Origin of the sequence: Ensifer sp. (assembly GCF_035999185.1) — a bacterium.
Taxonomy (GTDB): Bacteria; Pseudomonadota; Alphaproteobacteria; order Rhizobiales; family Rhizobiaceae; genus Ensifer.
In genome coordinates, this window is sequence record NZ_DASYHB010000019.1 from 1 (window position 1) to 19233 (window position 19233).

The following is a 19233-nucleotide window of genomic DNA, read 5'->3' on the forward strand; positions in this document are numbered from 1 at the left end:
TTTGATCCCGAGAGATCAAAGGGCACGACTGGAGGTTCATGCGGTCACGATGTTGAACCAGAACTCGAAGTTGTCGAGCAGGCCGACAAACTCCGAGAGCTTCTTCGGATCGCCCGTCAGCTTCGCCTTTCCTTCCACCACCTGCTTCTCCATGGTCGAGATCCCGAGCATGACGTCGTTGAGATCGGCGCGCGTGGTGACGATCGAGACGTCGGCGTTCGGGTCGCTCTTGTCCTTGGAATAGTGGATCGCCGAGTTCTCGACGCCGACGGCGTATTTCTCCTTGGTGTCCGTCAGCTCCATGTTGATGGCAATCGTCTTGCCGGCGGCCCGGTCTCCGTTCAGCCTGACGCCGAGGAAGTCGAAGAACATCTCGAGCGGCATGGCCTTGATCGTGTCGGGGCTTGCCGTGTTCGGCGTCGGCAGTTGGGTGACGCCCTCGCGCAGTTCACGCGCGCCCGTCAGGTAAAAGTTGCGCCAGGGACCGGATTCCGACTGGTAGCCGAGCTGCTCGTAGGTATCGGCAAGCAACTGCTTGGCCGCGATGTTGTTGGCGTCGGCAAACACCACGTGGTTCACCACCTCGGCCACCCAGCGATAGTCGCCCTTGTCGAAGGAGACCTTGGCTTGCCTCAGCACATTGTCGGCGCCGCCCATGAAGTCGACGTAACGTCGGCCTGCTTCCGTCGGGGGAAGCTGGTGCAGGTTGGACGGAACGCCGTCGAAGAAGCCGAGACGCAGGTTATATTGCGCCACCGCGTCGTGGTAGACGGTGCCGTAATAGCTGCGGCAGGCCCAGGTCGTCGCCAATGTGTCCGGCAGACGGATCACCTCGCCGATTTCCTTCGGCGTCATGCCGCTGTTGGCCATGCGCATGACTTGGTCGTGCAGATAGCGGAACAGGTCGCGCTGCTTCTTGATGTGGTTGACGACGCGCTCATTGCCCCAGGTCGGCCAATGGTGCGAGGCAAACAGCACCTCCATCTCGCCGCCGAACATGTCGAGCGCCTGCTGCAGGTATTTCGACCACAAGAGACCGTCACGCACCTTGGCGCCGCGCAGCGTGTAGAGATTGTGCAGCGTGTGGCAGGCGTCTTCCGCGGCGCAGAAGGCCTTGTACTTCGGAATGTAGAACATGAACTCCGAAGGCGCTTCCGAGTTCGGCGCCATCAGCACATGCAGCTCCAGGCCGTCGACCACGATCTTCTGCCCGGTCTCGGTCGCCCAGTCCGTCGGAAGGGCAAGCCCGATCTCGCCAGACGATGTCGATTTGCCCAAGCCCCCGTCGACCTGGCCTTGCGGGCCACGCGACAGAAGGTTGCCGTACATGTAGCTGGCGCGCCGGCTCATGGCGTTGCCGGCGATGATGTTTTCGCCGACTGCGGCCTCGGTGAAGTCGGCAGGCGCGATGATCTTCACCTTGCCGGCGTCGATATCGGCCTGGGTCACGAGGCCGCGCACGCCGCCATAGTGGTCGACGTGGCTATGGGTGTAGAGCACGGCGACGATCGGCTTGTCGCCGAGCTTGGGGATCACCAGCTCCTTCCAGACGGCTGCCGCGGTCTCGGAGCTGACGAGCGGATCGATCACCAGATAGCCGGTATCGGTTCGAAGGATGCTCATGACCGACAGGTCGTAGCCGCGCGCCTGATAGACGCCGTCAGCCACCACCTCGAAGAGCCCGTGGATCATGTTGAGCTTGGCCATGCGCCACAGGCTGGGGTTGACCGTATCGGGCGCGTCGTCGGCTTCGGACGAGCCGAGGAACTGGTAGACGCTCAGGTCCCAGACCGGCACGCCGTCGGCGTTCTTGATGATCACGGGATCAGGCAATGCGGCAAGCAAGCCTTTGCGCGAATCCGCGAAGTCCTGGACATCGTCGAACGGCAGGCCGTTGCGATACATCGCATTGTACTGAAGTGTCGCCTCTGTCGCCGCTTTTGCCTTGGCCCCGGTCTGCGGCACCGGCGGCGCATCCTGTGCACCCGCCTGCCCGGGTTTGCCGACGAAGGTGACGGCAAGACCCGCCGACGCCACGCCACGAAGAAAATCTGCCCTGCTGATACCGCTGCTGTCCGACATATGCTCAGTCTCCAACTTCTGGTTTTCAGGAAAACAGGGCAAACGGTAGGGTGGCCGGCGCTTCGAGGAAGTACGTAACGGTTACTTTCGGGGTGATCCCGGTTCACGTTGCTGTGAGAGGCAGCCCTTCGGCAAGAAGGGCCGCCCTGCCTGAGACCCTATGCCAGCGCAATCTTTGGCGGCTGCCAGGAGCCGTCGAGGATGCCGGATTTGCCCCAATAGGCACGAATGTAGAGAGAGAACTTGCCGTCCGGTGCCGGCAACCAGTTGCTTTCCTTGTCGCCGCCAGGGTTCTTGGCGCCGGCATAAAGCGTCAGCGAGCCGTCCGCATTGCGCTTCAGGCTCTTGTTCTTGGTGCCGAGCGAGTAGCGCTTGAGGTCGTTCGGGTGGAAGAAGTGCTCTTCGGTATAGAGCGTCAGCGACCAGAAGCCTTCGACCGGAGGCTCCTCGCCGGCGGCAAAGGTGATCGAGTAGGTCTTCGCCCCCTCGAGCTGAGCGCCCGCTGCGTCGTTGTCCGTATAGAAATACTGGGTCTCGTTCGGCTTGTTGTCGAACATGTTGGATTTCGACGTGCCGGTCCGGTTGAAGTAGTCGAGGCCCCATTTGGCGTTGTTGAGCGAGCGGTTCCAGCCGTTGCCGGCCGGCACGCCATTGTGCTCCCAGCGATGGAAGAGCTGGATGACGTCCTTTTCGGTCGCAACAGCCTCTTCGGTAATCCGCTTCTTGATCTCGGGGTCCTTGGCCGCCGCCGCCATCAACTGCCGGAACTGGGCATACATCGCCTCCTCGCCCGGCTGCGGCGATACGGTGTCGAGAACCTCCTGAAACTGGTCGAAGAACTTTTCGGGGATCACCCATTTCGTCTCGGCCTTGCCCTCCGACTTCGGCCCGGGAATATCCGGTGCGGCGCTCCAGTCCACCGTCTTCATCTTGCCGTCGAATTTGCTGAGCGGGTAAAAGACGATCTGGTCGATCTTCTCCTGGATCGCGCGCTTGTCCTCTTCCGTATCGTCCTGGAAGACGCGCGGAATGCCGTTGGCAAGCGATGTCGGCGAACGGAAGATGTCGGTGATCCCCTCTGGCGTGTCCCTGTTCCAGGTCGGTCCGACAAGCAGGTAGAAGCCGGGCTTGCTGCCATAGGGCTTGCCGAGATCGGCAAACTGATCGGTCCGCGCATCATAAAGCGCATAGACCCAGAAGCGGTCGCCGAAGTCCGGCACCTGCGCCACGACCGGTTCCTTGTCGAGATCGAAGAAGCCCAAGCCATAGACCACGTCCTGGTTCGGGCAGGCGATGAACGTCTGGGCCGGATCGATATAGTCGCTGAGCATGCCGACTTCGCTGAGCGGCGCTGCGGGCAGCACGCCATTCAGCTTGCCGGCATGCGGCGCCTTGGTGATCGCCGTGCGCCGGTTGATCATGTTGACCATCGGCCAGCCCCAGAGATAGGCCTGCCGCGCCACGCTCACGGCATATCCCGGCTGCATCTTGGCGTCGTCAGACGGAAGCGCGAGTTCGGCGGCGGCCTTCGGCTTGGCGGGCGGCGCATCCTGCGCCAGCACAGGGCCGGCAGAGGCGAGCAGCGTTGCTGCGGGAACCGCCGCGCCCACGCCGACTGCAGCCAGCGAAGCGGCACTGATACCGCCCTTCATCACGTCGCGGCGGGAGAGTTCAATCGGGCTTTCGAATGTCTTCGTCATCGTCGATCCTCATCTATCTGTCGCTTGATGTCGAAGGGGCGCCCGGATCGGCGCCCGCTCGCTTCGCTCGGCGTCACTTCACCTTGACCAGATCATCCGGCTTCCATGTCTGATCGTAGAATTCGGTTCCGGTGCCATAGAGGCGCAATGTCGCGATGAAATTGCGGTTGGGTGCCGTCTGGATCCAGTTGCTGTCGGCGGCCTCGGCCGGCTTGCTCGCCCCGAAATAGAGATCCACCGAGCCGTCGCCGTTTGCCTTGACGTTGTTGAAGGCGTTGATCGACGGCAGCAGTTGCGGCGTTTCCACCATCGTCCCGTCTGTGACGTTGTAGGCCGTCACCGCCCAGAACAGTTTGGCCGGCGGGTTCGCAGGCAAGTGCATCTTGTAGGCTTTCCCGCCATCCAGGAAATCGCCGTCGGCGTCGCGAACGGCGGTCGGATATTTCGAGCCGGAATCGAGCGTGTGCATGGCCATGGCCGGTGCCGAGGAATAGGCCACCTGGAAGAAGCCGGCACGCTGGTTCACATCGAGATAGCTCTCCTGGAACCATTCGGCCGTGGCGCCGGCCCAGACGTTTTCGTACTGCCGGTCGGTGTAGTAGAAATTGCGCTTGTCGGAGCGGCCGGTCTGGCGCAGCGCCATGATCATCCTCGGCGCCGTCTCGACCGCCTTCTTCAAAAGGTCCTTCTGTTTCGCGCTCGGCTCGAACGGCTGACCCTTGATGATGCCGATCGACGCAAGCACGCCGCGAAGCTCAGGCGTAATGGCAGACACCGGCTCGTAGTCGACGAATGCCTTCAGTTTCGTCCAGTAGCTGTTGTCGACCGGGTACATCATGTTGATGCGCTTGCCCGAGCCGTTCGGAAACTCCATCGGCTTGGCGTCCTTCTCGGTCGCCGAGAGCGGATAGATCCGGGTCCGTTCTGCATTGGCGACGGCAGGCTTCGGGTCCGGCCCGTTGTCGCCCTTGCCCATGACCGTGCGGAAGAACAGGAAGACGTTATAGGTCGAGGATGTGAAGGTGTAATAGCCCTTCGGCACCTCTCCGTCGTAACCCGGCGGCAATAGCAGATAGAGCCCGCCGCGTGCCTCGTCCGGCCCGATCGCGCCAACGTCGGTAATGGTGCGCTGGAAGAAGTCGGTGAACATGCCGATCACGTTCGGCGGCGCGGCGATGACGAGCGGCCCGGTCTCCTTCAGGTCCAGATAGTTCATCGAATAGATCACGTCGGCGTTGGGGGTCGGCACCCAGGCGCGTGCATCCATGCGGTCCTTCCAGATCGGCAGCACGTTGTAGCCCTTGCCGAAGGCCGCTTCCGAGCCGTCGCGCATGCCGATGACGTTGAGCGCCGGCAGCATGGTCATGTAGGCGTGCACGGCGCGCTGGTAGTAGAGTTCGTCGATGAGGCTCTCGGCTTCCGCCTTGTCCAGCCATTTGCCGTTGTTGATCTGCTCGACCAGCGGCGGGGCCGCACCCTCCTGGGCGAACGTCGGGGGTGCAAGGACGACGCCCGCAAGAGCCGTCGTGAGAAGCGCAAACGCCCTGACGGCGGGCAGCACCCGCGTGTGAACGACGCCAACCGACGCGGCGCCGCTGGGGCTCTTGGTCAGATCGCGAAGGGTCTCAACGACATGACGGCTTGAACTTGTTTCCATCGTCATTCCCTCAAATTGAGTTGGAGGCACTTCAGGGCACCGCGTCTTGGATCCCCAGGCTGCTGCGGAATTGCGCAACATCGTCTCGCCGGCGGGCGATTGCAGGGGACTGCCCGACCGCGTTTCGCCTACAGCAATCACAAGGATGACTGTCCGGTAAGTACGTAACAGTTACGCCCCGCCTATTGCGCCGCCGCCACCATGATCTTCGGCGGCTGCCAGGTACCGTCGAGAATGCCCTCCTTGCCCCAGTAGGCGCGGATGTAGAGCGAGAAGATGCCGTGCGGCGCCGGCAGCCAGTTGCTGTCTTTCTCGCCACCCGGGCGCTCGGCGCCGACATAGATCGTCAGCGACCCGTCCGGATTGCGCTTCAGTATCTTCGTCTTGGTGCCGATCGAGTAGCGATTGTATTCGTTGGGGTTGAAAAGGTGCTTGTCGTTGTAAAGGGTCAGCGACCAGAAGCCGTTGACCGGCGGGTCCTCGCCCGGCGCAAAGGTCACCTCGTAGAGCTTGACGCCGGTCAGCTGGTCGCCCGCGCCGTCGAAGTCGGTGTAGAAATATTGCGTCTCGGTGGGGCGGTTGTCGAACATGTTCGACTTGGCCGTGCCCGTGCGGTTGAAATAGTCGATCCCCCATTGCGCGTTGTTGACCGAGCGGTTCCAGCCGTTGCCGGCCGGAAGCCCGTTGCGCTGCCAGTCGAAGAAGGGTGCGATCACCTTGTCCTCGGTCTCGATCGCGGTATCGACGAGCATCTGCCTGAGCTCCTCGTCCCGTTGCGTCGCGTCGAGCAGCAGGCGAAACTGCGCATAGAGCGCCTCTTCCCCCGGCAGCGGATCGGCCGCCGCGATGGCGTCGGCAAACTGGTCGAAGAATTTTTCCGGCACCACCCACTTCGTCTCGCCCTCGGTCGCGCCGTCATCGGCCGGCGGCGCCGGCAGATCGATCAGCATGGCCCAGTCGATCGTCTTCATCTCGCCGGTGAAATCCTTGAGCGGATAGAAGACGACCTGGTTGATCAATGGCTGGATAGCCTTGTTGTCGTCGCCGGTATCATCCTGGAATATGCGGGGGATGGCGTTGGCAAGCGACGTCGGCGAGCGGATGATCTCGTTGATCCCGGCGGGCTTCAGGCCGTCCCAGTCGGGGCCGACGAGCAGGTAGAAGCCCGGCTTGCTGCCATAGGGCTTGCCGAGCTCGCCGAACTGGTCGGTGCGCGCATCATAGAACGCATAAATCCAGAAGCGGTCTCCGAAATCGGGCACCTGCGCCACCACGGGCTCATCGTCGAGCTCGAAGAAGCCGAGACCGTAGACGACATCCTGGTTGGGGCAGGTCACGAAGGTTTCCGAAGGCTCGATGAAATCATGCAGCATGCCCACCTGGCCGCGGGGTGCTGCCGGCAGTATGCCGCCGAGCAGGCCCGGGCTCGGCGCCTGGGTGATCTTGGCCTTGCGGTTCAGCATGTTGACGATCGGCCAGCCCCAGACATAGGCCATCTGCGCGATCGTGCGCGCATAGCCCGGATGCATGTGCACGCCGGTCACAGGCAGCGTCGGCGCGCCCGGCCCCAGCGCCTGCTGCGCGGCGGCGGAAGTTGCCGAGGCCGCAAGCGAGGCGGCCGTAACCGCCGCGGGAACGGCGGCGCCGGCGCCGATCGCGGCAAGCGATGCCGCGCCGAGGCTGCCCCTCATCATGTCGCGCCGTGACATTTCCAGGGGGCCGGTCCTTGCCGATGGTTTTGCGTCTTCGAGTGGGCGGGTCGTTGGTGCGGGCGCGCTTGCGTCCAAGGGATTGCCGAACTGCTTTGTCATGCTCACTCCCTAAAGCACGGCTGGGCGCGCCTTCGGGCGCGCGGTGTTTCCGTTGATCACCTCGTCGAACCCCTTGGGTTCTCGCCGCAACGGCAGACCGTCGCGGAACCTTGCTGATGTCTTTTCAAGCGCGTTCGCCCCGAATGGAAACATGTGTCTCCCAGTCAGGTAAAGTACGTAACAGTTAAGATTGCTAATAAAGGGGTTGAGCGCGTACTGCCGACCCATCGCCAAAGGAGTGCCGCAAAACATCCGCGCGCGGCGGTTGCCGGCGGCGCGCGCGCCGCTGGCAACGCCAGCATATCGACACTCAGTCCAGACATGAGCGCACTCAGTCCGGACATGCAGCGCCCGTCTCCACCCAGGCGGAAATCAGCGCCGCCAATTCCGGTTGCGAGCCGGGCGGTGCGCTGCGGCCCTCGCCCGGATGCCAGGCCCAGCCGACGAGATGATCCTCGCCCATGTGCTTGATCAGGTCCGCGTGCGAGCGGTTGCCGTTGCGCTCCGTGTCCTTCACCTGTTCGCAGATTTCGGCAACACTCAAACCCTGCCAGGCCATGCTTTCAGGCGCCAGCTGCCAATGGGCGTTGCCGGGAATGGATTTCAGCCGGCTGCCGACGATCGGCCGGTTTTCAGGCCCGTGGCAGGTGCTGCAGGCAAGGCCGGCCGGCCCCATCGAGCTTTCGGCCGCGATCATCAGCGGCACATGCGGGTGCATCTCCTCCCCTTGCGTCGGGCTGCGCGTTGCCGGATGGCAGTTGATGCAGCGCGGATGGGTGAGCACCCGGCTCGCCTCGGCAAAGATCGCCTTGGAGCGCGCCGTCGAGTCGGCTATGGAGGCAAATTCCGCGGGCGGCTTCAGGGCGCCGCCCGAGGACGTTTCGGCAAAGCCGCGGATCGGCTCCAGGCCGGCGATGATGCCTGCCGCGGCCAGAAGTGCGGCAAGCGGGAGGGCAAGTGTTCGCTTGGTCACGGTCACACCCTCCTTAGATCGCTCTGGTCGATCGGCCAGGTCCGCAGCCGCTTGCCGGTCGCAGCAGCGATCGCATTGACCAGCGACGGCGCCACGCCGGGCGTGCCGACTTCGCCAATGCCGCCGGGCGGTTCGGTGCTCGGCACGATATGCACCTCGATCGGCGGCGTCTCATGGATGCGCACAACAGGCGCATCGTCGAAATTGCCCTCCACCACCGCGCCGTTTTCAACGGTGATGCGGCCGTAAAGCGCCGCACTCAGGCCGTAGACGACGCCGCTCTGGATCTGCGCCTCCACCGTATCGGGGTTGATCACCTGGCCGCAGTCGACGGCGCAGACGATCCGGTCCGTTTTGAACTTGCCGTCCTCACCAACCGTGACCTCGGCGATCATCGCGGCAAAGCTGCCGAAATCCTCCGCAAGTGCTATGCCCCGGCCCTTGCCTTTCGGCAGCGCCGTCGACCAGCCGGCCTTTTCGGCGGCGAGATTGAGGGCGGCGAGCAGCCGCGGCTTGTGGGCAAGCAGCCGCCGTCGGTACTCGAGCGGATCGACGCCGGCGATCCCTGCCAGTTCGTCGATGCCGCATTCGACCGGCGGAATGTTGCGCGTCGCGCCCACCCCGCGCCAGTTGCCGGTCAGCATGCCATCCGGCGCCTCGTGGCGGGCAAAATCGGTCTGTCGGTTGGGGATCTGGTAGGGCGTTTCAGCCCCCGCCATCTGGTCGAGGTCGACGCCATCCTTGGTAAAGGCCGGCAGCCAGCGCGCCATCACCGAAGGGCCGATCACCCGATGCCGCCAGGAGACGGGCAAGCCGTCTGCCCCGAGCGTCGCCGTCACCCGGCTGTAGTTGAGGTAGCGATAACAGTCGTGGCGGATGTCCTCCTCACGGCTCCAGGTCACTTTCACCGGGCCGTCGACCTGTTTGGCGATCTTGGTCGCCAGCGTGATGCCGTCGACATCCAGCCGCCGGCCGAAGCCGCCGCCAAGCAGGTGGTTGTGCACCACCACCTTTTCGAGCGGCAGGCCGGTGACATCGGCGGCCGCCTGCCGCGCCCGGCTCATGATCTGCGTTCCGACCCAGACATCGCAACCGTCTGCCCGCACGTGCACCGTGCAGTTCATCGGCTCCATGGCCGAATGGGTGAGGATCGGCATGCGGTAGACGAATTCGTGCACCGGCCCGTGTTCGGCCTCGGCTTTCGTCACATCGCCTTCGTTGACGTGCGGCAGCGCCTTGCCGTCGATCGCCTGGTCCATCAGCCGTTCAAGCTCGGCCTGCGCGAGCGAGCCGCTCGGACCGGGATCCCAGTCGATCGAAAGCGCCGCAAGCCCTTTTCGCGCAGCACCGGTATTGTCCGCCACCACGGCGACGGCCTCCTCGATGCGCACGACTTTCTTGACGCCCTTGACCGCCATCGCCGGCGCCTCGTCGACGGCGCGCACCTTGCCGTTGAAGTGCGGACAGATCGCGATCGCCGCATAGGACACGCCGTCCGGACGGGCGTCGATGCCGAATTTTGCCGTGCCGTTGACCTTTTCCGGGCTGTCGAGCCGGCGCGCCGGCTTGCCGATCACCCGGTAGCTGGAGGCAGGTTTCAGCGGCACGTCCTGCGGCACGGCTTCGGATGCCGCCGCCGCAATGAGGTTGCCATAGGCGGCCTTGCGGCTGCCGCCGGTCTCGACCACCTGTCCGGCCTCGGCCTTGCATGCGTCGGGTGAAACACCCCAGTCGCGCGCCGCTGCAGCGACGAGCATGATGCGCCCGGCAGCCCCCGCCTTGCGCATCTGCTCGTAGACGCCACGCACCGACAGCGAGCCGCCGGTGATCTGGTCGCCGAGCAGCGGATTGGCATATTGCTTGGGATCGGTGGGCGCATGTTCGAGCACCACCTGGTCGAGCCCGACCTCCAGTTCCTCGGCAAGCATCATGGCAACCGCCGTGTAGATGCCCTGCCCCATTTCGACGGCCGGCATCACGAAGGTAATCTTGCCCTCGGGCGGAATGCGGATGAAGGCGTTGGGCGCGAAGGGCTGGGCCCCCGCTTGAGCTGCGGCCGGCTGCGGCCTGAAGCCGATCACCAGGCCGGCTCCGGTCAGCGATGCGCCGATCAGAAAGCCACGGCGCGAGACGGCAGTCCTGTCGAATATGGACATCTGATCACCCTCTTGCTGCCTGTTTGATGGCTGCGCGGATGCGCGGATAGGTTCCGCATCGACAGATGTTTCCGGCCATGACCGCGTCGATGTCGGCGTCCGTTGGTGAAGAGTTTGTGGCAAGAAGGGCTGTGGCAGACATGATCTGCCCGGACTGACAGTAGCCGCATTGCACGACGTCGATGTCGAGCCAGGCTGCCTGAATCTTCTTGCCCTCGGGCGTCTCGCCGATCGCCTCGATCGTGGTGACCGGTTTTTCCGCCGCCTCCGATACCGGCAGGATGCAGGAGCGCACCGGCAGCCCGTCGACATGCACCGTGCAGGCGCCGCACATGGCGATGCCGCAGCCGAACTTGGTTCCCGTGAGACCTATGGTGTCGCGCAGGACCCATAGCAGCGGGATATCGCCGTCCACATCGACGGCATAGCTCTTTCCATTAACCGTGAGGTTGTAAGGCATGCGACCATCGGCCCTCAGGGCCGCTCCCCTGTACATGCGAAGGCGCGAAAATACCAACGGGGGCGACGGTCGGCCAAATTACATTTCCGTGAGGTCGCGCTTTTTGCCTGCGGCGGACCGGTGCCGCCGCCGCTCGCCGCGGCGGTCGCAGCCCACCCCGGCGCGTTGGCGCCGGGGTGATGGCGCCGGGGTGATTGGGCCCCTAAACCTCCTGCTCCTCGGCCACCGCCCGGTCGATCCGTGCCGCCAGCTCGTCGCTCACCGGCACCATCGGCAGCCGCATCTCCGGGCTGTCGATCAGCCCCTGACGCCAGAGCCAGTGCTTGACCGGCCCCGGGCTCGGCTCGGCAAAGAGCAGCCGCGGCAGGTCGGCGAGACGCTGCCAACGGCCAAGCGCGCCCGGCTGGTCGCCGGCGAGAAGACGGTTGCGGATTTCGGCAAAGGCGGCCGTGCGCACATGGGCGGATGCGGTGATCCCACCCTCGGCCCCTTGCGTCAGCGCCGTGTAGAACAGCGGGTCTTCGCCGGTCAAAACGGCAAAGTCCGCGGGCTTCTGGCGCAAAAGGTCAAAGGATTGCGTCGCATCGGCCGAACAATCCTTGACGCCGACGATGTTGCTGCGCTCGGCGAGCTTGAGCATGGTCTCGTTGCCAAGGTTCACGCCCGTCCGGTAGGGAATGTTGTAGATGAGGATCGGCCGGTCGGTGGCATCGGCAAGTGCCGAGAAATGCGCAAGCAAGCCCCGCTGCGACGGCCGCGTGTAGTATGGGCAGGCAATCAGATAGCCGCCGACATCCCACGCCGCCGTGCGCTGCAGCGCCTTCACCGTCTTTGCCGTGTCGCTGCCGGACAGGCCGAAATAGACGGGCACGCGCCTGCCCGTTAAAGCCAGCGTCTCGTTGGTAATCGCAACCAACCGCTCGCATTCCTCTTCGTCGAGTGCCATGCCCTCGCCCGTGGTGGCCCCGAGAATGAAGCCGTCGATCGGCTGGCGGGCATAGTGGGTCACGAGGCGTCTGAGCGAGCGCTCGTCGACCGCGCCGGCGTGAAACGGGGTGATCAGCGGCAGCCAAAGGCCGCCAAGCGCTGGCGGTCGCGTCGATCCGGTGTTGTCCATGAAATTCCATCTCCTTCAAGAAACCGGAGACGGAGCACAAGCAAAAACCCCGTCCGAACCGGCGGGGTCGATCTGATCCTTGAGCTTGCTAGATTCTGCGCGCAACGACCGAAAGCCCCAGGAACGGGGCTTTTTTCGAGGTCGTCAGTTTGGGGTGGCGGCAGGTCATGGCGCGAAAGTCGAACAGTTAGGGTGACGAGTCAAGGTGGCGTGAACGGCAGCTCCAAACAACAATGGGCTTGAACGGTTCGGCTTGTACCCAAGCACGCCTAAACTTCTGGCGGCGCGGACGCAGCCGCGCGCCCGCAGCACCCATACGCGTGCAACGCGCCCAAGCATCTTCTAATTGCAAAAATAACTCAATGAACTTGCATGGAGGGTGCTTTGGGGACTACTTATGGAAGCTATGAAGCGGAGATAACCAATTGACGCCATTTCTATTTGACGCCCGCACCCGGGATTTCGACAAGGCCATGGCACGACAACTGCAGATAGAGTTTAAGAAAATCAGCAACCGGATGATGCCGGAACGCAATACCCAGCGCTTTAGCCATGGACGAAGATGGTCAACCAAACCCGATAACGGTGGGGACGAAGCCGGCGAAATGCAGGTGCATTCTTTCGAGCTCTCTACCCGCTTCGAAGACATTGTCTCACATAACTTGGCAGTGCTACCGGATTTTCGGCAAAGAATCGCCGAATCGATGTTCTCACAACTAATGGGATCACTTTACGAGACGGTAAATCGGTCGACATCGAAGTCGGGAAACGTTGTTGACGCCAAAGCGCACGAATCGTTGGCGCATGCTTTTCTTGCAGCGCTGCGCCAAATCGAATTCGGCGTCGACGAAGACGGAAACGTCAGTATGCCAGAGTTCCATCTTGGCTCCGAAGCTTACGAGTCGATGACAGCCTCACTTGAAGCGCAAGGCCCAGAGTTTCGCGAAGAAGTTGAAAGGGTTAAAGCAGAAAAGATCGCCAAAGCATTGGAACGAGAAACGGAGCGTCTTTCCAAATTTCCCCATGATGAGGAAGGTTGATGCGAATATTACTCGCCGTCGGGTGCGATCAATATGACTACAAGCCCCTCAGTCAGTTGCACGGCGCCGAGAGCGATGCAGCAGCTATTTTCGATCACCTAGTAACCAAGGGCTGGGGAGAATACGACAAAGCTCGTTCACGCCTGCTTCGGTCTCCATCGCTTGCTGAGATCCAAAATGAAGTCTCTGCAATCCTCTTCAATGACGGGCGCGTGGTCGAATTTACATTCTTTTTTGCGGGGCATGGCGGCGTGAAGGATGGTGCATACTTTTTATGCGCCAAGGATTCGGATGTCAGCAAGCTTTCCATGACATCGCTTTCTATGACCCAGCTGTTCGCGTGGCTAAACGAAGCAAAAGTTGCTCAGACAAACATTATAATCGACGCGTGCCAATCTGGCGGCGTCGTGCACGACATCAGCACGCTGCTGAATCCCAACGTAATCGGAAAGGTCGGTTCTCTAGCACTGTCTATTCTCGCAGCTTCAGGTTCGGACGAGTACGCCGGGGAAATCGATGGGGGTGGCATCTGCACCTCCGCCTTACTCTCTTGTCTTCGCGGCGATATCATCGTTCAAACGACGCGACCTACTCTGGACCTTGTGGAGGTAGGCAAAGTCGTTTCCGAGACGCTTGGACATGGGAACCAAACCCCTGTGTATTGGGGCATAAACCTCTACGGCAGGGCCCGGCTGGCGAAAAACCCAAAATTTGCTCAAGGAGCGCCGCATATTGCCGAAGCGTGGGCAAGCTTTACGCCAAACGAGGCAGCCAACGATCACATAAGGGCTAATGCTGATAAGATTTGGGGATTATACATTTCGCTCGCGCGTGGCTTCGATGCTGACCGGTTTTTTGAGGTTTTGGAGCCATTATGCGATCACTTCGCGAATGAGATCGCCATCGCGTCCTCCTTTGTGGAGGGTCTGGCAAATACCTTTGGTCCGCGTATTCGCCAAAACGGAGATCTGTACGACGAGGCGCAACTTTATGCAGCCTGTGTTGCTTCTCTGATGAAGCTCATAGAGAGCGGGAACGTTGCTGATCAAGTTTCTCAAGATCTGATCCGCCGTACCGTTCGATGTGTCAACGAGGCAAACGAAGCCTTACTAAGTCAACTTCGACAAGATAAGTATGCACTATTAGCCCCGCGCTCAGGGTTTAGCGATCTCTACTTCCTACCATTGCGCGTCCTCAGCGTGTTCGGGTGGATTGGCGCGGCCGCCCAAGCAGCAACCCTGCTGGGACAGCCGACATTACTTTCTAGAACGGCCGCTGCCGATTTGGTAGAATTGATCCTTGCCGAGTATTCGCAATCTGTGGTCGCCGTCTCCGATGAGCAAGCTCCGTTTTACGTGGCTTTCGTCGCTGGGTGCGACACCCTGGACTGCGCCGAGGCCGCCGAACTAACCTCGGGTTATCTGTTTTCAACACTCTGCGACAGTCGCGGGCAGCTAGCTGCGAGTCGCTTAACGGGCGACCAAGCCTTGGCGTTCCTAGACGCTAAAATCTCCGGCAACTACGCGGACATCGACGACACGTTGGCGCGACCAACAAGTCTGTTACCCGCCCTCATCCTGCATTATCACAAGATGGGTATGCCAGATCTTGTGGATCGTGCGATAAGAACATTCGACCATGTCCACATGAATATTTTCACTCCTTTTACGTATCGAAGTTTCTGCGATCCCGTTGTGGACGGCATTAACTATTCCTACCAGGTTGGCCATTCTATATGGCGCACCGCCGACCTCGTTGGCGAATGGAGGAACATCAGAAGTAAGATTGATGACGATCCAGCTTTGAAAATCGCCTCGTTAAGAGTTGGTGCGTTGCTGGTGTCACTTTTGCGGCCCGACCGAGAGGCATGGTTTAACTTCAACTAATTTCTGCTAGTACTCCGAGCTAGGCGCACGCCACGGGTATCACGATGCGCCGCGGCTGGTGACCCAGCGCCGGCGCATCCCGATGATCTTAAGGCGCTTTCAGGCGAAATCAGACGAGATTGGTCTCGACGTTGATGTTGCCGCGCGTGGCCTTGGAGTAAGGGCAGATCTCGTGGGCGGCGTGGATGATCTCCTCGGCGACGCCGCGATCGAGCCCGTCAAGGCGGACATTGAGGCGCGCGCTCAGGAAGTAGGAGCCGTCGTCGACGTTGAGGTTGATATCGGTTTCGACCTCCGGACCCGCCGGCAGCTTGATCTTGCGCTGCTGCGCGGCAAGCTCGATCGCGCCGATGTAACAGGCCGACCAGGCGGCGCCGAAAAGGTTTTCTGCGGCCGGATGCGGCTGCGACAGCTTGAGCTCAAGCGTTCCGTCGCTGCTCTTGGTGCCGCCGTTGCGGCCGCCGGTGTTGTGGGTCTTGCCAGTGAATACGAGCTTCGCGGTCATGTCATTTCCTCTCTGTTTCAATTTTTATCGGATCCGATTTATTCGGATGCGATGTATATACGCAAATCCGAATGCGCCGTCAACACTGTTGCGATTTAATCGGATACGATTTATATTAAGTGCAGATACGGAAAAGGAAAAAAGGTGACCTCATGCCCGCCACGACAACGAAAGACCAGGATGCAGCACCGGCAAAGGACGGAAAGAAGCTCTCAAACTTCCTGTGCTTCGCCATCTATTCGGCAAACCTCGCTTTCGGCCGCGCCTATAAACCCCTGCTCGACAAGCTCGGCCTGACCTATACCCAGTATGTCACGCTGGTGGCGCTATCCGAGGAAGACGACCAGACGGTCGGCATGCTCGGCGAAAAGCTCTTCCTGGAATCCAACACCCTGACGCCGATCCTGAAGAAGCTCGAGGCCGACGGTTACCTCAAGCGCCGGCGCGATCCCCAGGACGAACGCCAGGTGCGCCTCACGCTGACACCGGCCGGCCGCGCGCTCGTGGACGCGGAACCGGGCTCGGCACTGCTCGAGGCGACCGGGCTCGGCGACGATTTCGGAGCGGTGCAGCAGTCGGTGGCGGACCTGCGCGACAACCTTCTTGCCTCCATGCGTCCCGGATCGGCGAAGGAATAGCCGGCGCCGCCGCACTTACACCCGATCGACGCCTTTGCTATCCTCGGTAAACCAGAGGTGGAGGTTCTCAGCATGGCAAGGATCGTCTTCGGCATGAACCTGTCGCTCGACGGCTATGTCGATCACGAGCGCTTTGCACCGGGCCCCGTGCTCTTTCGCCACTGGATAGAGCACGTCAAGGGCCTGGCCGGCAGCCTCTACGGCCGCCGCATGTACGAAATCATGGGCTATTTCGACGAAGACCATCCCGAATGGACGCCGGAGCTTCAGGAGTTTGCCGAAGCCTGGCGGAAGCTGCCGAAGTGGGTGGTGTCACGCTCACTGACATCGGTCGGCCCCAACGCCACGCTGGTTGCGGGTGACCTCGAGACGGCGGTCCGCAGGCTGAAGAGCGAGCTTGCCGGCGACATCTCGGTATCCGGACCGAAGCTTGCCCAAGAGCTGACCGACCTTGGCCTGATCGACGAGTATCGGCTCTACTTCCACCCGGTCGTGCTTGGCCACGGCACGCCGTTCTTCGCCGGCCCCCGGCCGCCGCTTCGCCTTGTCGCCAACGAATTGATCGACGAGAGCGTGATCCGGCTCACCTACGTTCCCGCCTGATCCGGCGGGCCGATCTGCCGCCGAATTCTGACGTCAGTGGCGAGGCCAGCAGCCCGTCGAAAACGTTGGCTGCCCGATTGAAGCTCGCTCAGAGCGCCAGCCGCTTGCGCGGCTCCATCATTTCGGCTGCCCTCGCGTAGCCGCCATCCATGCCGTCTAGAAAATGCAGGTGCGCATCCGGCCGGGCCGATGGCACGAGGCAGGTCATCAGTGCGTGCGACTGCCGATGCAGACCGAAATTGACCTCGCCCCGCGCCTTCGCTGCAACCAGGATTGATTCGACCCGATCGATCTGCCCGACGGTGCAATCGACCGTCAGCCGCAGGCCGTCGTCGTATTTGCGAAAATCCGAGTTGGCGGCAACGCCCGCCCAACGAGCGGGCTCGACATGCACGCGCGGGTCCTTCGGCACTCCCATCTCGCTCGGCAGCGGATGCGACTGGCGCGGCGCTTCGTCAAAGACTGCCATCACCTCTCGTGCCAAAGCAGTGAAGCGTTCGGGGTCGGCATTATCAGCAGGCTCGACCAGAAGCGACAGGATCAGGCCCTGTCGGCTCGGAAACGGCCGCCATTCGCAGGCAAGTCCCGCAAGATCAGGCTCGCCCTTGGCCGCTTCCGGCGCCAGCCGGTACCGCCCTTGCTTCAGCTGCTGCTCGGCCCATTTGAGCCCGCCACCGGCAAACATCGCATAGGTCGCCTCCGTGGAAGCGGCATAGCGCGCGATCCGCACGTCCTGCCCGCCCGCGCGGATTTCGTCGACCGTCAGCAGGCCGACCCGAAGCTCCAGATCGAAACGATCCCTGACAAAGACCGCCAGCTGCCTGAGCGCCATAGCCGCCATCTCCCGGCCCTCCGGCGGCAGCGCGAAGGCAGCTCCATCACCGCGAAAGACGAAGGGAAAGTCGAAGCTGCCCCAGGCGTTGCCGATCGCCGCGATCGCCGAGGCGCCCGTATAGTTGACGTCCTCGTAGCGCCCGGCCCGGATCGCCAGCGTCGAATCGACGATATCGGTGATGCCGATCAGCCAGTCGCCCGGCAAAGGCTCGTAAATGCCGGGATCGAGCATGCGCGAAAATTCGCTGTGGGCCTGCACGCCCTGGGGTTCAATGTACATCAGCTTTCTCCGGTCGACGGACTGACCGCCGGGGCGGCTCACCAGCGGATGCCGAAACGCTCTCAAGCGTGGCGGTCATCCGGTGGCCGGGCACCTCACATTAAATCGGATGCGATATAAATACCGAAACATCCACGATGTCAATCGCGCTATTTAATCGTATCCGACAATAAATGCCGGAGATAGCTATACCAAAGATTGGCTATGCTGAGGGATAGCCGTCCGGCCAGCGCTGAAGCGGCCTTCCTGTTCGGGTCGCGGCTCTGTAACAGCCGTCGGCTCACATCGAGCACGAAGGCTGAAAAGGCCGATGGGCTGTCGAAGCAAACCAGCGCCTGTGCGATGTAGGTCTTGACCTCATCGTTGAGTTTTGCTTTGGCCATTGGTCTGTCAAAGTCCCGTCGAAGGAGCAACACGTGACGAAGTACCATCCCGATAGACTGAAACTTCAAATCCAGGGACGTGGCCTGAACACGTGGAATTGGAAGCTGCTGCTTGACGGCAAGAAACTCATAAAATCCGGAACCGTCTCGGGTTCAAGACGCAATGCCGAAGTCGCGGCTCAGGCTGCAATCCGCGAAGTATCTGATCTGGATGCAGAATAGGCGCCCCTGAGCTGGCAGGTCCCGCATGCGCGCGATCTGCGATCTCAGGTTTCTGGTTGGCGGCATCGACCATGGCGCGTACGCCAGCAGCATCTGCCCCTAGCGTCTGCCCCCTCCGACGAACTCCTCGACATCATGTCCACGGAACACCGGGCGGGCGATCGCCTTACTGAACTTCGGGGCGCCGAATGCGTCGACGGTTTGGCGTCGCACTTAGGCGATGGTGATAATCTCGAGCTCCTGGCCGCCGACGGTGACCACGTCGCCGATGCCCTTGCCAGAGAGGGTGCGCGCCACCGGCGAGACATAGGAGATCGACCCCGCCTTGGGGTCGGCCTCGTCCTCGCCGACGATCCGGTATGTCTGCACCCGCCCGTCGTCGCGGCTGAAGGTCACCGTGCTGCCGAAGGCAACGACTTCGGTTGACGCAGGCTGCGGCATCAGTTGCGCCGTCCGGATGCGCTCGGAAAGATAGCGCGCGTCGCGCAAGGGGCCGGCCTGCTGCCGGCGCTTCTCGTTGACGTCCTCGATCGCCGCTGCCGCCTCATAGGCCGCTCGCGCCTCCTCCATCTGCGCCTCCAGCGCCTTCAGGCCCGCTTCGGTCACCAGGTTCGGATGCGGCGAAACCGGCCGGTCGGGCAGCAGGGTTTCCGCCGCGGTTTCGGCACTTTCTTCCTTGGTGAAGGCAACGCTCAATCTCAAAAACTCCGTATCGGCGGCAAAGCGCGTGGGCTGCGACGACGCGGCAGCCGTTGACTGGGGCAACGCTGCGCGGGGGTGACAAGGTCAGCCGGTCGCAGGCAGGCTCGAGCCAATACCATAGCTTTTTTCCGCCCCGGCTGACCACCCGGCATGTTCCACCGTCGGTGCGGATCCAGAGTTTTCG

At 62.1% G+C, this 19233-nt stretch carries 16 protein-coding genes and 1 pseudogene; 5 read left to right on the top strand and 12 right to left on the bottom strand.

The genetic code is table 11. The features are described 5' to 3' along the window. Positions 1–36 precede the first annotated feature (36 nt). The 8 genes from VGO04_RS01505 to dapA form a co-directional block, all read right to left on the bottom strand. Positions 37–2082, bottom strand: coding sequence for an alkyl/aryl-sulfatase (locus VGO04_RS01505; protein WP_327494190.1), 2046 nt, complete (start codon positions 2080–2082; stop codon positions 37–39). A gap of 158 nt (positions 2083–2240) precedes the next feature. Then, positions 2241–3569, bottom strand: a complete 1329-nt coding sequence (locus VGO04_RS01510) for a DUF1254 domain-containing protein (RefSeq protein WP_414650498.1) — start codon at positions 3567–3569, stop codon at positions 2241–2243. A 286-nt stretch (positions 3570–3855) separates the two neighbouring features. Continuing rightward, the gene (locus VGO04_RS01515) at positions 3856–5439 is read right to left on the bottom strand and encodes a DUF1254 domain-containing protein (protein ID WP_327494192.1); all 1584 of its coding nucleotides are present in this window, start codon (positions 5437–5439) and stop codon (positions 3856–3858) included. A gap of 182 nt (positions 5440–5621) precedes the next feature. After that, complete coding sequence (locus VGO04_RS01520; RefSeq protein ID WP_414650499.1) at positions 5622–7133, bottom strand: DUF1254 domain-containing protein; 1512 nt, start codon at positions 7131–7133, stop codon at positions 5622–5624. Positions 7134–7581: 448 nt separating this feature from the next. Further along, a complete protein-coding gene (locus VGO04_RS01525) occupies positions 7582–8223 on the bottom strand; it encodes an Isoquinoline 1-oxidoreductase subunit (protein WP_327494193.1) in 642 nt (213 codons plus the stop codon). A 2-nt stretch (positions 8224–8225) separates the two neighbouring features. Beyond that, a complete protein-coding gene (locus VGO04_RS01530) occupies positions 8226–10379 on the bottom strand; it encodes a xanthine dehydrogenase family protein molybdopterin-binding subunit (RefSeq protein ID WP_327494194.1) in 2154 nt (717 codons plus the stop codon). A 4-nt stretch (positions 10380–10383) separates the two neighbouring features. Next, positions 10384–10839: a (2Fe-2S)-binding protein gene (locus VGO04_RS01535; RefSeq protein WP_327494195.1), complete on the bottom strand. Its 456-nt coding sequence runs from the start codon at positions 10837–10839 to the stop codon at positions 10384–10386. A gap of 202 nt (positions 10840–11041) precedes the next feature. Beyond that, positions 11042–11956 carry a 4-hydroxy-tetrahydrodipicolinate synthase gene (gene dapA / locus VGO04_RS01540; RefSeq protein WP_327494196.1) on the bottom strand — a complete coding sequence of 305 codons (915 nt, stop codon included), beginning with the start codon at positions 11954–11956 and terminating at the stop codon, positions 11042–11044. Positions 11957–12381: 425 nt separating this feature from the next. Here dapA and VGO04_RS01545 point away from each other — a divergent pair, with 425 nt between their 5' ends. Together VGO04_RS01545 and VGO04_RS01550 are read left to right on the top strand one after the other, a co-directional pair. Continuing rightward, positions 12382–12996 (top strand): hypothetical protein, encoded by a 615-nt coding sequence (locus tag VGO04_RS01545; RefSeq protein ID WP_327494197.1) that lies wholly within the window; start codon positions 12382–12384, stop codon positions 12994–12996. Beyond that, complete coding sequence (locus tag VGO04_RS01550) at positions 12996–14882, top strand: caspase family protein (protein WP_327494198.1); 1887 nt, start codon at positions 12996–12998, stop codon at positions 14880–14882. The genes VGO04_RS01545 and VGO04_RS01550 overlap by 1 nt, the downstream gene beginning before the upstream one ends. Before the next feature lie 109 nt (positions 14883–14991). Here the strand turns inward: VGO04_RS01550 and VGO04_RS01555 are convergent, their stop codons facing one another. Then, complete coding sequence (locus tag VGO04_RS01555; protein WP_327494199.1) at positions 14992–15387, bottom strand: Ohr family peroxiredoxin; 396 nt, start codon at positions 15385–15387, stop codon at positions 14992–14994. Positions 15388–15539: 152 nt separating this feature from the next. Here VGO04_RS01555 and VGO04_RS01560 point away from each other — a divergent pair, with 152 nt between their 5' ends. Further along, positions 15540–16025 carry a MarR family transcriptional regulator gene (locus VGO04_RS01560; RefSeq protein ID WP_327494200.1) on the top strand — a complete coding sequence of 162 codons (486 nt, stop codon included), beginning with the start codon at positions 15540–15542 and terminating at the stop codon, positions 16023–16025. A 72-nt stretch (positions 16026–16097) separates the two neighbouring features. Then, positions 16098–16628, top strand: coding sequence for a dihydrofolate reductase family protein (locus VGO04_RS01565; RefSeq protein WP_327494201.1), 531 nt, complete (start codon positions 16098–16100; stop codon positions 16626–16628). Positions 16629–16716: 88 nt separating this feature from the next. On the opposite strand, the gene VGO04_RS01570 is transcribed toward VGO04_RS01565, so the two are convergent. Together VGO04_RS01570 and VGO04_RS01575 are read right to left on the bottom strand one after the other, a co-directional pair. Then, entirely contained in the window at positions 16717–17742 is a 1026-nt protein-coding gene (locus VGO04_RS01570; RefSeq protein ID WP_327494202.1) for a DUF3095 family protein, read from the bottom strand. Positions 17743–17966: 224 nt separating this feature from the next. Continuing rightward, a pseudogene (locus tag VGO04_RS01575) lies at positions 17967–18125 on the bottom strand (DUF2280 domain-containing protein); the annotation flags it as partial. Between the two features lie 33 nt (positions 18126–18158). Here VGO04_RS01575 and VGO04_RS01580 point away from each other — a divergent pair. Continuing rightward, positions 18159–18347, top strand: a complete 189-nt coding sequence (locus tag VGO04_RS01580) for a hypothetical protein (RefSeq protein ID WP_327494203.1) — start codon at positions 18159–18161, stop codon at positions 18345–18347. 213 nt (positions 18348–18560) lie between these two features. On the opposite strand, the gene greA is transcribed toward VGO04_RS01580, so the two are convergent. After that, the gene (greA, locus tag VGO04_RS01585) at positions 18561–19043 is read right to left on the bottom strand and encodes a transcription elongation factor GreA (RefSeq protein WP_327494204.1); all 483 of its coding nucleotides are present in this window, start codon (positions 19041–19043) and stop codon (positions 18561–18563) included. Positions 19044–19233: the final 190 nt, after the last annotated feature.